The sequence below is a fragment of the Serratia sp. ME47 genome (assembly GCF_903970925.1).
GTDB lineage: Bacteria > Pseudomonadota > Gammaproteobacteria > Enterobacterales > Enterobacteriaceae > Serratia > Serratia ureilytica.
Genome location: NZ_CAJCKE010000003.1, coordinates 288339 through 300560 on the forward strand (window position 1 = coordinate 288339; position 12222 = coordinate 300560).

Here is a 12222-nt window from a genome sequence, read left to right on the forward strand (position 1 = left end):
TTTATGCGGCTATAAATCAGCCGCATAGAACAACAACACTTCTTTCAATAACAACAAGCACAGGATTAGCATGCTCGATCCCAATCTGCTGCGTAATGAGCTAGACGCAGTCGCCGTCAAACTGGCTCGCCGAGGCTTTAAACTCGATCTGGATCTGCTGCGTTCGCAGGAAGAACGCCGCAAAGTTCTGCAGGTAGAAACTGAAACGCTGCAAGCGGAACGCAACTCCCGATCGAAATCCATCGGCGCGGCCAAAGCGCGTGGGGAAGACATCGAGCCGCTGCGTCGCGAAGTGAACGAGCTGGGTGACAAGCTGGATGCCGCCAAGGCGGAACTGGATGCGCTGCAGAGCGAGATCCGCGATTATGCCCTGACGCTGCCTAACCTGCCGGACGACGCCGTGCCGGACGGTAAAGACGACAGCGAAAACCTGGAAGTCACCCGCTGGGGTGAACCGCGCCAATACGACTTCGCGGTGCGCGATCATGTCGATCTGGGCGAAATGGCCGGCGGGCTGGATTTTGCCGCCGCGGTTAAGCTGACAGGTTCGCGCTTCGTGGTGATGAAAGGGCAAATCGCCCGCATGCACCGCGCGCTGTCCCAGTTCATGCTGGATCTGCACACCGAACAGCACGGCTACCTGGAGGCCTACGTGCCTTACCTGGTCAACCACGCCACGCTGTACGGCACCGGCCAACTGCCGAAGTTCGGCGAAGACCTGTTCCATACCCGCCCGCTGGAAGAAGAAGCCGACAGCAGCAACTACGCGCTGATCCCAACGGCGGAAGTGCCGCTGACCAACCTTGTGCGCGACGAGATCGTGGAAGAGGAAACTCTGCCGCTGAAGATGACCGCGCACACGCCATGCTTCCGTGCGGAAGCCGGTTCTTACGGCCGTGACACCCGCGGTTTGATCCGTATGCACCAGTTCGACAAGGTCGAAATGGTGCAGATAGTCCGTCCGGAAGATTCGATGGATGCCCTGGAAGAGCTGACCGGCCATGCGGAGAAAGTGCTGCAGCTGCTGAACCTGCCTTACCGCAAGGTGCTGCTGTGCACCGGCGACATGGGCTTCGGCGCCTGCAAGACCTACGATCTGGAAGTGTGGCTGCCGGCGCAGAACACCTACCGCGAGATCTCGTCCTGCTCCAACATGTGGGACTTCCAGGCGCGCCGCATGCAGGCTCGCTGCCGCAGCAAGGCCGACAAGAAGCCGCGTCTGGTCCACACGCTGAACGGCTCCGGCCTGGCGGTTGGCCGTACGCTGGTGGCGGTGCTGGAAAACTACCAGCAGGCCGACGGTCGCATTCAGGTGCCTGAAGTGCTGCGTCCTTATATGGGCGGCCTGGAATACATCGGTTAAACGGCAAAGCATTTGAAAAAAGCGCCTGCGGGCGCTTTTTTTTATGTCGGAAATTCAGTCTGTCGCCAGCGCGTAGGCTTGTTTAATGTAGTCCGCCAGATGCTTGCTTTTCACTTCGGCGGGCGAGTGGAGCTTGATGTGCCGCCGATATTGGCCGTTGCCTTCAAGTTGCTGATAGCGATCTTCCAGTCGGTGTCCTTGGCCGAATTCCACCGTGACGTGATTGCGGTAGGCGAAAACGCCGCATAAAAATTGAGTATGCGAGAACATGATGCCGCCGTATTTGACCGATTCGGTGACGCCACTGCCGCTCGCCGCAGCGACCCGGCGCACCTGTTGTACGATCTCCAGCAGCTCGCCGTGCGTGCTGCCGATGTCTGCCAGCAAGGTCTCGACCGCCGCATTATTTGCCTGACTCATCTCGCTTCTCCGTCGTTAAATCCGCTCTGCGCTGAGCATAGCGCTTTTTCAGCCGCTTAGCCGGAAACAAATCGTGCGCTGGAATGATAAGAGGCGATTGACTTTTTTATCGCCAGTGGCATGATGCGCGCACTCTCATTGCGCGTTCGGTCACAATTTCACTATGTCCGCTTACTCCCGCCCGGTGCTCTTATTGCTCTGCGGCCTTTTGCTGCTCACGGTATCCATTGCCGTTTTGAATACGTTAGTGCCGCTTTGGTTAACCCATGCTCAGCTGTCGACCTGGCAAGTGGGTATGGTCAGCTCCTCTTATTTCAGCGGCAACCTGTTGGGCACATTGGTAGCGGGCAAACTGATCCAGCGCGTTGGCTTCACCCGCAGCTATCATCTCTCTTGTTTGCTGTTCGCCGCCGCGACCGCCGGCATGGTGCTGTCGATCGATTTCTGGAGCTGGCTGGGCTGGCGCTTCTTCGCCGGCGTCGGGTGTGCCTGGATCTGGGTGATCGTGGAGAGCGCGCTTTTGCGCAGCGGCAATTTGAGCAACCGTGGCCAGCTGCTGGCGGCCTATATGATTGTCTATTACCTCGGTACGGTGACCGGCCAGTTACTGTTGAGCATGACCTCGACCGAATTGCTGCACGTGGTGCCGTGGGTGACCGCGATCGTGATCAGCGCCATGCTGCCGATGCTGTTTGCGCGGGTAAACCGCCATGAAGACGAGCCGCAGCAGGCGGCGGTATGGACAATGTTGAGACGCCGCAGCGCGCGCCTGGGCATCAACGGCTGCATCATCTCCGGCATCGTGCTCGGTTCGCTGTATGGCCTGATGCCGCTGTATCTCTCTCATCAGGGCATGAGCGATGCTAACGTCGGCTACTGGATGGCGCTGTTGGTCAGCTCCGGCATCGTCGGCCAATGGCCAGTCGGGCGCCTGGCCGATCGTTACGGGCGCCTGCTGGTGCTGCGCATTCAGGTGTTTGTGGTGATCCTCGCCAGCGTGGCGATGCTCGGCAACTACGCCATGGCGCCTTCACTGTTCATCCTCGGCTGCGCCGGCTTTACCCTGTATCCGGTGGCGATGTCCTGGGCCTGTGAGAAGGCAATGCCGCACGAACTGGTGGCGATGAACCAGGCGCTGCTGATGAGTTACACCATCGGCAGCTTGCTGGGCCCATCGATGACGGCGCTGCTGATGCAGAACTATTCCGACCGCGTGCTGTTCGTGATGATCGCCGCCGTGGCGCTGGTTTACCTGCTGATGCTGCTGAAAAAGCAGAAGCCGGATCGCCATCACACGCCGTTCGCCGCCGCCTGAGCATAAAAAAACCGGCCATGAGCCGGTTTTTTCTTTGGCGCTGCGTCAGTCAGTAAATCACTTTGTGGCCGTAGCTTTCCAGGATGCCTTTGACGCGATCCATGGTCTCGGCCTTCGGCGGATGCACGCCGTCCAGTTTGTACTCTTCCCCCATCGCTATCCATTTGTGCTTGCCCAGCTCGTGGTAAGGCAGCAGCTCGATTTTCTCGATGTTGGTCATGTCCTTGGTGAACTCGCCCAGCAGGTGCGCCGATTTATCGTCGTCTGACCAACCCGGCACCACCACGTAACGGATCCAGGTGCGCTGGTTGCGTTTCGCCAGATAGCGGGCGAATTCCAGCGTGCGGTGGTTGGAGACGCCGACCAGATTCTGGTGGATCTCGTCGTTCATCTGTTTCAGATCCAGCATCACCAGATCGGTGGTGTCCAGCAATTCGTCGATCACCGGATCGTAGCGGCGCACGAAGCCATTGGTGTCCAGGCAGGTGTTGATGCCTTCGGCATGGCAGGCGCGGAACCAGTCGCGCACGAATTCAGCCTGCAGGATCGCCTCGCCGCCGGACGCGGTCACGCCGCCGCCGGAAGCGTTCATGAAGTGGCGGTAGGCCACCGCGTCTTTCATCAGCTCTTCGACGGTCACTTCTTTGCCGCCGTGGGTGTCCCAGGTGTCGCGGTTATGGCAATAGAGGCAGCGCATCAGGCAGCCCTGGAAGAAGACGATAAAACGGATCCCGGGCCCATCGACGGTGCCGCAGGATTCGAAGGAGTGGATGCGACCAGTTACTGACATTGCGGGGTTTTCTCCAATATGGACTGTCAAACGCAGTCTAAAAATAGGCGCGTGGCCGCCGGCCAGGTATCTGCGATGCAGCGGCGGGGATCCGCCACCGGGGGTAATGATGCCTGTCGGCCGGTCAGTTGCCGGATAACTGTTTTGCCGGCTATCCATTTAAGTATAGATGTCCGGCAAAACAGACTCGTACAGAGTCAGGGGAGAGCGGTGGGAGAAAAGGGCCGGCAGAACCGGCCCTGACGTTGGCACCGGGCGGTTTCCCGCCCGGTCGGCGTTATTACATCGTTTGAGTGAAGGTACGAGTAATGACGTCCTGCTGTTGCTCTTTGGTCAGCGAGTTGAAGCGCACGGCGTAACCGGAGACGCGGATGGTCAGCTGAGGGTATTTCTCAGGATTTTCCATCGCGTCCAGCAGCATTTCGCGGTTCATTACGTTGACGTTCAGATGCTGACCGCCTTCGATGGAGGCTTCATGGTGGAAGTAACCATCCATCAGGCCCGCCAGGTTGGCTTTACGCACGTCGTCGTCTTTACCCAGCGCGTTAGGCACGATGGAGAAGGTGTAGGAGATCCCGTCTTTCGCGTAGGCAAACGGCAGTTTGGCTACCGAGGTCAGGGAGGCGACTGCACCTTTCTGGTCACGGCCGTGCATCGGGTTGGCACCTGGGCCGAATGGTGCGCCGGCGCGGCGGCCATCCGGGGTGTTACCGGTTTTCTTACCGTACACCACGTTGGAGGTGATGGTCAGTACGGACTGAGTCGGTACCGCGTTGCGGTAGGTGCGCAGTTTCTGAATTTTCTTCATGAAACGTTCCACCAGGTCGCAGGCGATGTCATCGACGCGGGCGTCGTTGTTACCGAACTGCGGATACTCGCCTTCCACTTTAAAGTCGATAGCCAGGCCGTCTTCGTCGCGAATGGTGGTGACTTTCGCGTACTTGATGGCGGACAGGGAGTCGGCCGCAACGGACAGACCGGCTATGCCGCAAGCCATGGTGCGATAAACGTCACGGTCATGCAGCGCCATCAGCGCAGCTTCGTAGCTGTACTTGTCGTGCATGTAGTGAATGATGTTCAGCGCGGTCACGTACTGCTTGGCCAGCCAATCCATAAAGTGGTCCATGCGGGCCATGACTTTGTCATAGTCCAGCACTTCGTCCATCATCGGCGCTTCTTTCGGGCCGACCTGCATTTTCAGTTTCTCGTCAACGCCGCCGTTGATGGCGTACAGCATGGTTTTCGCCAGGTTGGCGCGGGCGCCGAAGAACTGCATTTGCTTACCGACGATCATCGGGCTGACGCAACAGGCGATGGCGTAGTCATCGTTGTTGAAGTCAGGACGCATCAGGTCGTCGTTTTCGTACTGTACGGAAGAGGTGTCGATGGACACTTTTGCCGCGAATTTCTTGAAGTTCAGCGGCAGCTTCTCAGACCACAGGATGGTCATGTTCGGCTCCGGAGACGGCCCCATGGTGTACAGGGTGTTCAGGAAGCGGAAGCTGTTTTTGGTGACCAGGGTACGGCCGTCGACGCCCATACCGGCCAGGGATTCAGTCGCCCAGATTGGGTCGCCGGAGAACAGTTCATCGTACTCAGGGGTACGCAGGAAGCGCACCATACGCAGTTTCATCACCAGGTGGTCGATCAGTTCCTGCGCTTGCTCTTCGGTCAGTTTGCCCGCCTTGATGTCGCGTTCGATGAACACGTCGAGGAAGGTAGACACGCGGCCGAAGGACATGGCGGCGCCGTTCTGGGATTTCACCGCGGCCAGGTAGCCGAAGTAGGTCCACTGCACTGCTTCTTGGGCGCTGGTGGCCGGGCCGGAGATGTCGTAACCGTATTTGGCGGCCATCTCTTTGATCTGAGCCAGAGCGCGATGCTGTTCAGCGATCTCTTCGCGCAGCTGGATGGTCATTTCCAGGTCTTCGCCGTTTTCCAGTTTTTCCTGCAGCGATTTGAACTGGTTCAGCTTGTCGGCCATCAGGAAGTCGATGCCGTACAGCGCCACGCGGCGGTAGTCGCCGATGATGCGGCCACGGCCGTAAGCGTCTGGCAGACCGGTCAGCACGCCGGATTTACGGCAGTTCAGGATGTCTTTGGTGTAAACGTCGAATACGCCCTGGTTGTGGGTTTTACGGTATTCGGTGAACACTTTTTTCAGCTGCGGATCCAGTTCGCGGCCGTACACTTTGCACGAACCTTCGACCATTTTGATGCCGCCGAACGGGATCAGCGCGCGTTTCAGAGGGGCGTCGGTCTGCAGACCCACGATGGTTTCCAGCTCTTTGGCGATGTAACCCGCGTCGTGAGAAACGATGGTTGAAGCAACGTTGGTGTCGAAATCAACCGGCGCATGAGTGCGGTTTTCCAGTTTGATCCCTTCCATAACCTTGTCCCACAAGGTGGTGGTGGCTTGAGTTGCGCCAGCCAGGAAGGATTCGTCACCTTCATAAGGCGTGTAGTTTTTCTGGATGAAGTCACGAACGTTGACTTCATTCTGCCAGTCACCCTTGCTGAAACCTTCCCAAGCGTTGGCTAATTTCTCGTTAAGTTCGGTCATTGTACACCTACCTTTGATTGTGGATTTCTAACTCTGCGCGCGGTAACTCACAGCTTAGTGCTGTTCGCGGCCCCCGCGCAGATAAATTACCCAGTAAGTCAACCCAACCAGCAGACCGCCGCCGATGATGTTACCAATGGTGACCGGAATCAGGTTGTCGATGATGAAGTTGCTTACTGTCAGATGAGCGAATTGCTCAGGTACCGCCCCTACGGCTTGCCAGAATTCCGGCGTGGCGAAGTGTTTGACCACGATGCCCATAGGGATCATAAACATGTTGGCGATGCTGTGTTCGAAGCCGCTGGCGACAAACATACCGACCGGCAGCACCATGGCGAGCATCTTGTCGGTCAGGGTACGGCCGGAGTAGCTCATCCAGACCGCCAGGCAGACCATCAGGTTAGCCAGAATGCCGAGGCAGACGGCTTCGATAAAGGTGTGATGCAGCTTGTGGTCCGCGGTTTGCAGAACATTCAGGCCCCACTGGCCGTTGGCGACCATATACTCGCCGGAGAACCAGATCAGCGCCACGAAGAACAGCGCGCCGACCAGGTTGCCGAGATAAACGTTCAGCCAGTTGGCGCCCAGTTGGCCCCAGCTGATGCGGCCGCTGGCCTTGGCGATGACGATAAGCACGGTAGAGGTGAACAGGTCGGCGCCCGACACCACCACCAGCATTAACCCGAGAGAGAAACAGATGCCGCCGACCAGTTTCGCCAGCCCGAAAGGCACGCCGGCGGTGCCGGTGGTCGCCGTAATGTAGAAAACGAAGGCGATGGAAATGAAGACACCGGCGGTGATCGCCAAATAAAACGTTTTCAGCGGATGTTTGGTGGCTTTATACACGCCGGCATCTTCAGCGATTTTCGCCGTTGCCGCAGGTAAAATCAGATCGAATGGGCTGTCAGTTTTCAAACTAACTCTCGCTCTTAAGGGTTAAAACAACGCAATGAGATACTAGCAAAGCAGTATAGGGGAAAATTTGATTTGGATCATAAGGCGGGGAAGTAGAGTGCCAAAATGACATGTTTTTTGTGTGGTTTTTATGGTTAATTTATTGAATTTAAACAAAAAACAATTTTTTAATGTTTGCAATTTTTTTTGAATCCACCCGATGTGCCGAGGGTGTCAAAGTTAAATTTTTAGGCGTTTTGTCGCCGTTCGTCGCTGAAAGTTTAATTATCGGTTAATTATTATTTCACCGTCCGGCAACAATCGCCGGTTTATTTATTCTTATGCTCGTTTAACCGCCTATTTTCCTGCGGGAAAATAAAACAGAATGCGTTGAAATAAACCGCAAAATGAAAACGCCGCAGCGGAGTGCGGCGTTTGACCGGGGAGGGTACCCCAAAAGTGGCGGTACCCCCAATGGCGATTAGGCCTTGGCCCAGTGACGGCGCTTGGCCGCCTGCAGCTTCTCGTAGGCCGCCAGCAGCGCCTGATGGGCCGGCAACGCCTTCAGATCGGCATCGACGGCGAACAGCCCGTTGAAGCGCTCTTCACCGCTGATGGCGGCCGAGGCCGCGTCCACCGCTTCCTGGCCGTACATTTTCACGAACGCGGTATAGTATTGCGCCGCTTCGCGCTCAGGCTCCTGCGCCAGCAGCAACAGCGTTTGCAGGCAACGGTAGTAGTTGCTGCGCGCCGGGCTCAGCACCGAGGCGTTGAAGTCCTGCGTCCATTCGGTCCAAATCAGCGCCTGATCCAGATCGCCGCCCGCCAGCGCCAGCATCGACTTCAGCTCGCCCACGCGCAGGGTATACCAGGCGTTGTCTTTGCCGCTGGCAATGCCCAGCAGTTCGCGTACGCGGGTGAAATCGTCCAGTCCTTCGTCGTCCAACTGCTCGATCAGCGCCAGGTATTCTTCCGGCTCCCACTCGCTGCCCGGCAACGCCAGCAGCGTATCGCGCAGGTGCGCGCCCATGCTGTTGTTGGCCAGCAGCAGGTCTTCCGCCGGGTAGATATCGGACATGCCCGGCACGATGATGCGGCAAGCGTAGACGCCCAGGTGTTCGTAGTCGGCGATGTACACTTCCGCGTCTTCTTTGTCGAAGATGTTCATCAGGGTGGCGAACTCTTCCTGCGTGCTGCCGCTGAAGTTCCAGTCAACGAACGGATAGTCCGCGTCCTGCTTGAACAGATCCCAGGAGATCAGGCCGCTGGAGTCGATGAAGTGCGTTTCCAGGTTGGTGTGTTCCGCCACTTCTTCGTCATCGAAGGTCGGCGCGGTGAACACGTCGAGATCTTTCAGGCTGCGGCCCTGAAGCAGTTCGGTCACCGTGCGCTCCAGCGCCACGCCGAAGTCCGGGTGCGCGCCGAACGAGGCGAAGCAGGTGCCGTTGGTCGGGTTGAACAGCACCACGCAGATCACCGGGTAGTTGCCGCCCAGCGAGGCGTCGTAGGAGAGGATTGGGAAACCTTCCTCTTCCAGCTTGGCGATGGCTTCCACCACGCCCGGGTAGCGGTTCAGCACCTCTTCCGGGATCGCCGGCAGGCTGATGGATTCGGCGATAATGCGGTTTTTCACATAGCGCTCGAACACTTCCGACAGGCCCTGCACGCGCGCTTCGTTGGCGGTGTTGCCGGCGGACATGCCGTTGGAAACATACAGGTTGCCGATGATGTTCATCGGAATGTACACCGTTTGCTGATCGGACTGACGGGTGAACGGCAGCGCGCAGATGCCGCGATCGGCATTGCCGGACTGCAGATCGACAAGATCGCTGGCGCTCAGCTCTTGTTGCGGATCGTAGAAGGCGTGCAGACGCTCGTCGAGGATGCCGGCCGGCAGCGCATCGTCCGCCGGGATCGGGAACCATTTCTCATTCGGGTAGTGCACGAAGTCGCCTTCGGCGATCTGCTTGCCCAGATAGAAATCGGCGAAGAAGTAGTTGGTGGACAGGCGCTCGAAATATTCACCCAGCGCAGAGGCCAACGCGGCTTTTTTGCTGGCGCCTTTGCCGTTGGTGAAGCACAGCGGACAATCGCGATCGCGAATGTGCACCGACCATACGTGCGGCACCGGGTTCAGCCAGGAGGCTTCTTCGATGTTGAAACCGAGATCGCTCAGTTTCTGCTGGAAACGGGCGATGGAATCTTCCAGGGCGGCGTCTTTACCGGGGATAAAAGTTTGCGTCATTGTCTTCACTTTTTGCGCGTACTAAAAACGCGCAATGATACGGGGTTTTACGCTGGAGCTCCACGTATTCCTAAAGCGGCGGCAAAGTCACAGTTTTTTTAAGGATAAAGGCCATAATTCAGCGAGTTATCTGTCACGGAGAAATCTAATGAAATCAGTGAAACTCAGCGTGTTAACCCTTTTGTTGACCGGCGTCAGCGCCTCGGCGCTGGCGCTGCCCAACATCACCCTGCTGGCGACCGGCGGCACCATCGCCGGCGGCGGCGATTCGGCGACGAAATCCAACTATACCGCGGGCAAACTGGGCGTCGAGGCGCTGGTCGATGCGGTGCCGGCGCTGAAGAACATCGCCAACGTGCAGGGGGAGCAGGTGGTTAACATCGGCTCGCAGGACATGAACGATCAGGTCTGGCTGACGTTGGCGAAGAAAATTGACGCCGACTGCGGCAAAACCGACGGCTTCGTCATCACCCACGGCACCGATACGCTGGAAGAGACGGCCTATTTCCTCGATCTGACGGTGAAGTGCGACAAGCCGGTAGTGCTGGTCGGGGCGATGCGGCCGGCGACGGCGATGAGCGCCGACGGCCCGTTCAATCTGTATAACGCGGTGGTGACGGCGGCGGATCCGCAATCGGCCAACCGCGGGGTGCTGGTGGCGATGAACGACAGCGTGCTGGACGCACGAGATGTCACTAAAACCAGCACCACCGCCGTGCAAACCTTCCAGTCGCCGAACTTCGGCCCGCTGGGATACATCCACAACGGCAAGATCGATTATCAGCGTTCGCCGCAGCGCAAGCACACCCGGGAGACGCCGTTCGACGTCAGCAAGCTGAACGAACTGCCGAAGGTCGGCATCATTTACAACTACGCTAACGCCTCCGATGCGCCGGCCAAGGCGCTAATCGCCGAAGGGTACCAGGGTATCGTCAGCGCCGGGGTCGGCAACGGCAACCTGTATAAAACCGTGTTCGACACTCTGGCGACGGCGGCGCACAACGGCGTGGCGGTGGTGCGTTCTTCGCGCGTGCCGACCGGCGCGACCACCGAGGATGCGGAAGTGGACGACGCCAAATACGGTTTCGTGGCCGCCGGCACGCTGAATCCGCAAAAAGCGCGCATTCTGCTGCAGCTGGCGCTGACGCAAACCAAAGACGCGAAGCAGATCCAGCAAATGTTCAATCAGTACTGATCGTTTTCTCTCCTGCGGGGGCCGTCCGGGCTCCCGCAGCCATCTCGGCTGAATACAGCATAAAACACCGCGTTAACCCGCTGAATTTCCCCATGTCGCAGGGTTTTATCGTCCAAAAAAACGCGCCGGCCGCAGAGCCTGTCATAACCCGGCGCGCCTGTTTGCCGCCGGCGGGCGAATAAGCGTTGCAGCCATGGGGCGTGAGTGATAAAACCGAAGGGTTGGTTAACGCGAGCGTTAGCTTCGGGCATCTTTTCGACAGGTCGCTTTTCTGCGGCGAACAGTGAATGTGGTGAGGGGAAATGACTCAGGTTTATAATTTTAGCTCTGGCCCGGCGATGCTGCCGGTGGAAGTGTTGCGTCGTGCGGAACAGGAACTGTGCAATTGGCACGGCCTGGGCACGTCAGTGATGGAGATCAGTCACCGCAGCAAAGAATTCATCGCCGTTGCCGAGCAGGCGGAACAGGATCTGCGCGATCTGCTGAAAGTCCCCTCCAACTATAAAGTGCTGTTTTGCCACGGCGGCGCCCGCGCGCAATTCGCCGCGCTGCCGCTGAACCTGCTGGGCGACAAGGCCACCGCCGACTACATCGACGGCGGCTATTGGGCGCACAGCGCCATCAAGGAAGCGGAAAAGTATTGCACCCCGAACGTCATCGACGTGAAAACCCGCATCGACGGCCTGAGCGGCATCAAGCCGATGAAAGAGTGGCAGCTGAGCAACGACGCGGCTTACGTGCATTATTGCCCGAATGAGACCATCGACGGCGTAGCCATCGATGAAACGCCGGACTTCGGCGACAAAGTGGTGATCGGCGATTACTCCTCGACCATTCTGTCCCGCCCGCTCGACGTCAGCCGCTTCGGCGTGATTTACGCCGGCGCGCAGAAAAATATCGGCCCGGCCGGTCTGACGCTGGTGATCGTGCGTGACGATCTGTTGGGCAAGGCGCGTAAAGAAGTGCCGTCGATCCTCGATTACACCGTGTTGGCCGAGAACGATTCGATGTTCAACACCCCGCCAACCTTCGCCTGGTACTTGTCCGGGCTGGTGTTCAAATGGCTGAAAGAGCAGGGCGGCCTGGTGGAGATGCAAAAACGCAATCAGGCCAAGGCCGAGCTGCTGTACGCGACCATCGATAAATCCGACTTCTACCGCAGCCAGGTTGCCATCGCCAACCGCTCGTGGATGAACGTGCCGTTCCAGCTGGCCGATGCGGCGCTGGACAAGGTGTTCCTCAGCGAAGCCGAGGCCATTGGCCTGCAGGCGCTGAAAGGTCACCGCGTAGTTGGCGGCATGCGCGCTTCTATTTACAATGCGATGCCGCTGGCCGGCGTACAGGCGCTGACCGACTTTATGACCGATTTCGAGCGTCGTCACGGTTGATTCCGTCAGCTCGCCGGGCGCGGGCTGACCAGGCTGTTGTCCTTTTGCA

General features: G+C 58.2%; 9 protein-coding genes. 4 read left to right on the forward strand and 5 right to left on the reverse strand.

All coding sequences use genetic code 11. The features are described from left to right. Nucleotides 1–70: 70 nt before the first annotated feature. The gene (gene serS, locus H7A77_RS05310) at nt 71–1363 is read left to right on the forward strand and encodes a serine--tRNA ligase (RefSeq protein ID WP_033642556.1); all 1293 of its coding nucleotides are present in this window, start codon (nt 71–73) and stop codon (nt 1361–1363) included. Between the two features lie 54 nt (nt 1364–1417). On the opposite strand, the gene H7A77_RS05315 is transcribed toward serS, so the two are convergent. Further along, the gene (locus H7A77_RS05315) at nt 1418–1783 is read right to left on the reverse strand and encodes a DUF1801 domain-containing protein (RefSeq protein ID WP_182073905.1); all 366 of its coding nucleotides are present in this window, start codon (nt 1781–1783) and stop codon (nt 1418–1420) included. A gap of 163 nt (nt 1784–1946) precedes the next feature. On the opposite strand from H7A77_RS05315, the gene H7A77_RS05320 reads away from it, so the two are divergent. Beyond that, entirely contained in the window at nt 1947–3098 is a 1152-nt protein-coding gene (locus H7A77_RS05320; protein ID WP_033642558.1) for an MFS transporter, read from the forward strand. Nucleotides 3099–3147: 49 nt separating this feature from the next. On the opposite strand, the gene pflA is transcribed toward H7A77_RS05320, so the two are convergent. The 4 genes from pflA to ycaO form a co-directional block, all read right to left on the reverse strand. Continuing rightward, entirely contained in the window at nt 3148–3888 is a 741-nt protein-coding gene (gene pflA, locus H7A77_RS05325) for a pyruvate formate lyase 1-activating protein (RefSeq protein ID WP_031299859.1), read from the reverse strand. Nucleotides 3889–4168: 280 nt separating this feature from the next. After that, complete coding sequence (pflB, locus tag H7A77_RS05330) at nt 4169–6451, reverse strand: formate C-acetyltransferase (RefSeq protein ID WP_004928286.1); 2283 nt, start codon at nt 6449–6451, stop codon at nt 4169–4171. 54 nt (nt 6452–6505) lie between these two features. Next, nucleotides 6506–7366: a formate transporter FocA gene (gene focA / locus H7A77_RS05335; protein WP_019454548.1), complete on the reverse strand. Its 861-nt coding sequence runs from the start codon at nt 7364–7366 to the stop codon at nt 6506–6508. A gap of 460 nt (nt 7367–7826) precedes the next feature. Further along, the gene (gene ycaO, locus H7A77_RS05340; protein WP_182073906.1) at nt 7827–9590 is read right to left on the reverse strand and encodes a 30S ribosomal protein S12 methylthiotransferase accessory factor YcaO; all 1764 of its coding nucleotides are present in this window, start codon (nt 9588–9590) and stop codon (nt 7827–7829) included. 148 nt (nt 9591–9738) lie between these two features. On the opposite strand from ycaO, the gene ansB reads away from it, so the two are divergent. Together ansB and serC are read left to right on the forward strand one after the other, a co-directional pair. After that, nucleotides 9739–10785: an L-asparaginase 2 gene (gene ansB / locus H7A77_RS05345; RefSeq protein WP_033650671.1), complete on the forward strand. Its 1047-nt coding sequence runs from the start codon at nt 9739–9741 to the stop codon at nt 10783–10785. Nucleotides 10786–11087: 302 nt separating this feature from the next. Beyond that, nucleotides 11088–12173, forward strand: coding sequence for a 3-phosphoserine/phosphohydroxythreonine transaminase (gene serC / locus H7A77_RS05350; RefSeq protein ID WP_028127991.1), 1086 nt, complete (start codon nt 11088–11090; stop codon nt 12171–12173). The last annotated feature ends 49 nt before the right edge of the window (nt 12174–12222 follow it).

Coding starts and splice junctions, on each gene's coding strand:
- serS (WP_033642556.1), top strand. CDS start 71: ATGCTCGATCCCAATCTGCTGCGTAATGAGCTAGACGCAGTCGCCGTC.
- H7A77_RS05315 (WP_182073905.1), bottom strand. CDS start 1,783: ATGAGTCAGGCAAATAATGCGGCGGTCGAGACCTTGCTGGCAGACATC.
- H7A77_RS05320 (WP_033642558.1), top strand. CDS start 1,947: ATGTCCGCTTACTCCCGCCCGGTGCTCTTATTGCTCTGCGGCCTTTTG.
- pflA (WP_031299859.1), bottom strand. CDS start 3,888: ATGTCAGTAACTGGTCGCATCCACTCCTTCGAATCCTGCGGCACCGTC.
- pflB (WP_004928286.1), bottom strand. CDS start 6,451: ATGACCGAACTTAACGAGAAATTAGCCAACGCTTGGGAAGGTTTCAGC.
- ycaO (WP_182073906.1), bottom strand. CDS start 9,590: ATGACGCAAACTTTTATCCCCGGTAAAGACGCCGCCCTGGAAGATTCC.
- ansB (WP_033650671.1), top strand. CDS start 9,739: ATGAAATCAGTGAAACTCAGCGTGTTAACCCTTTTGTTGACCGGCGTC.
- serC (WP_028127991.1), top strand. CDS start 11,088: ATGACTCAGGTTTATAATTTTAGCTCTGGCCCGGCGATGCTGCCGGTG.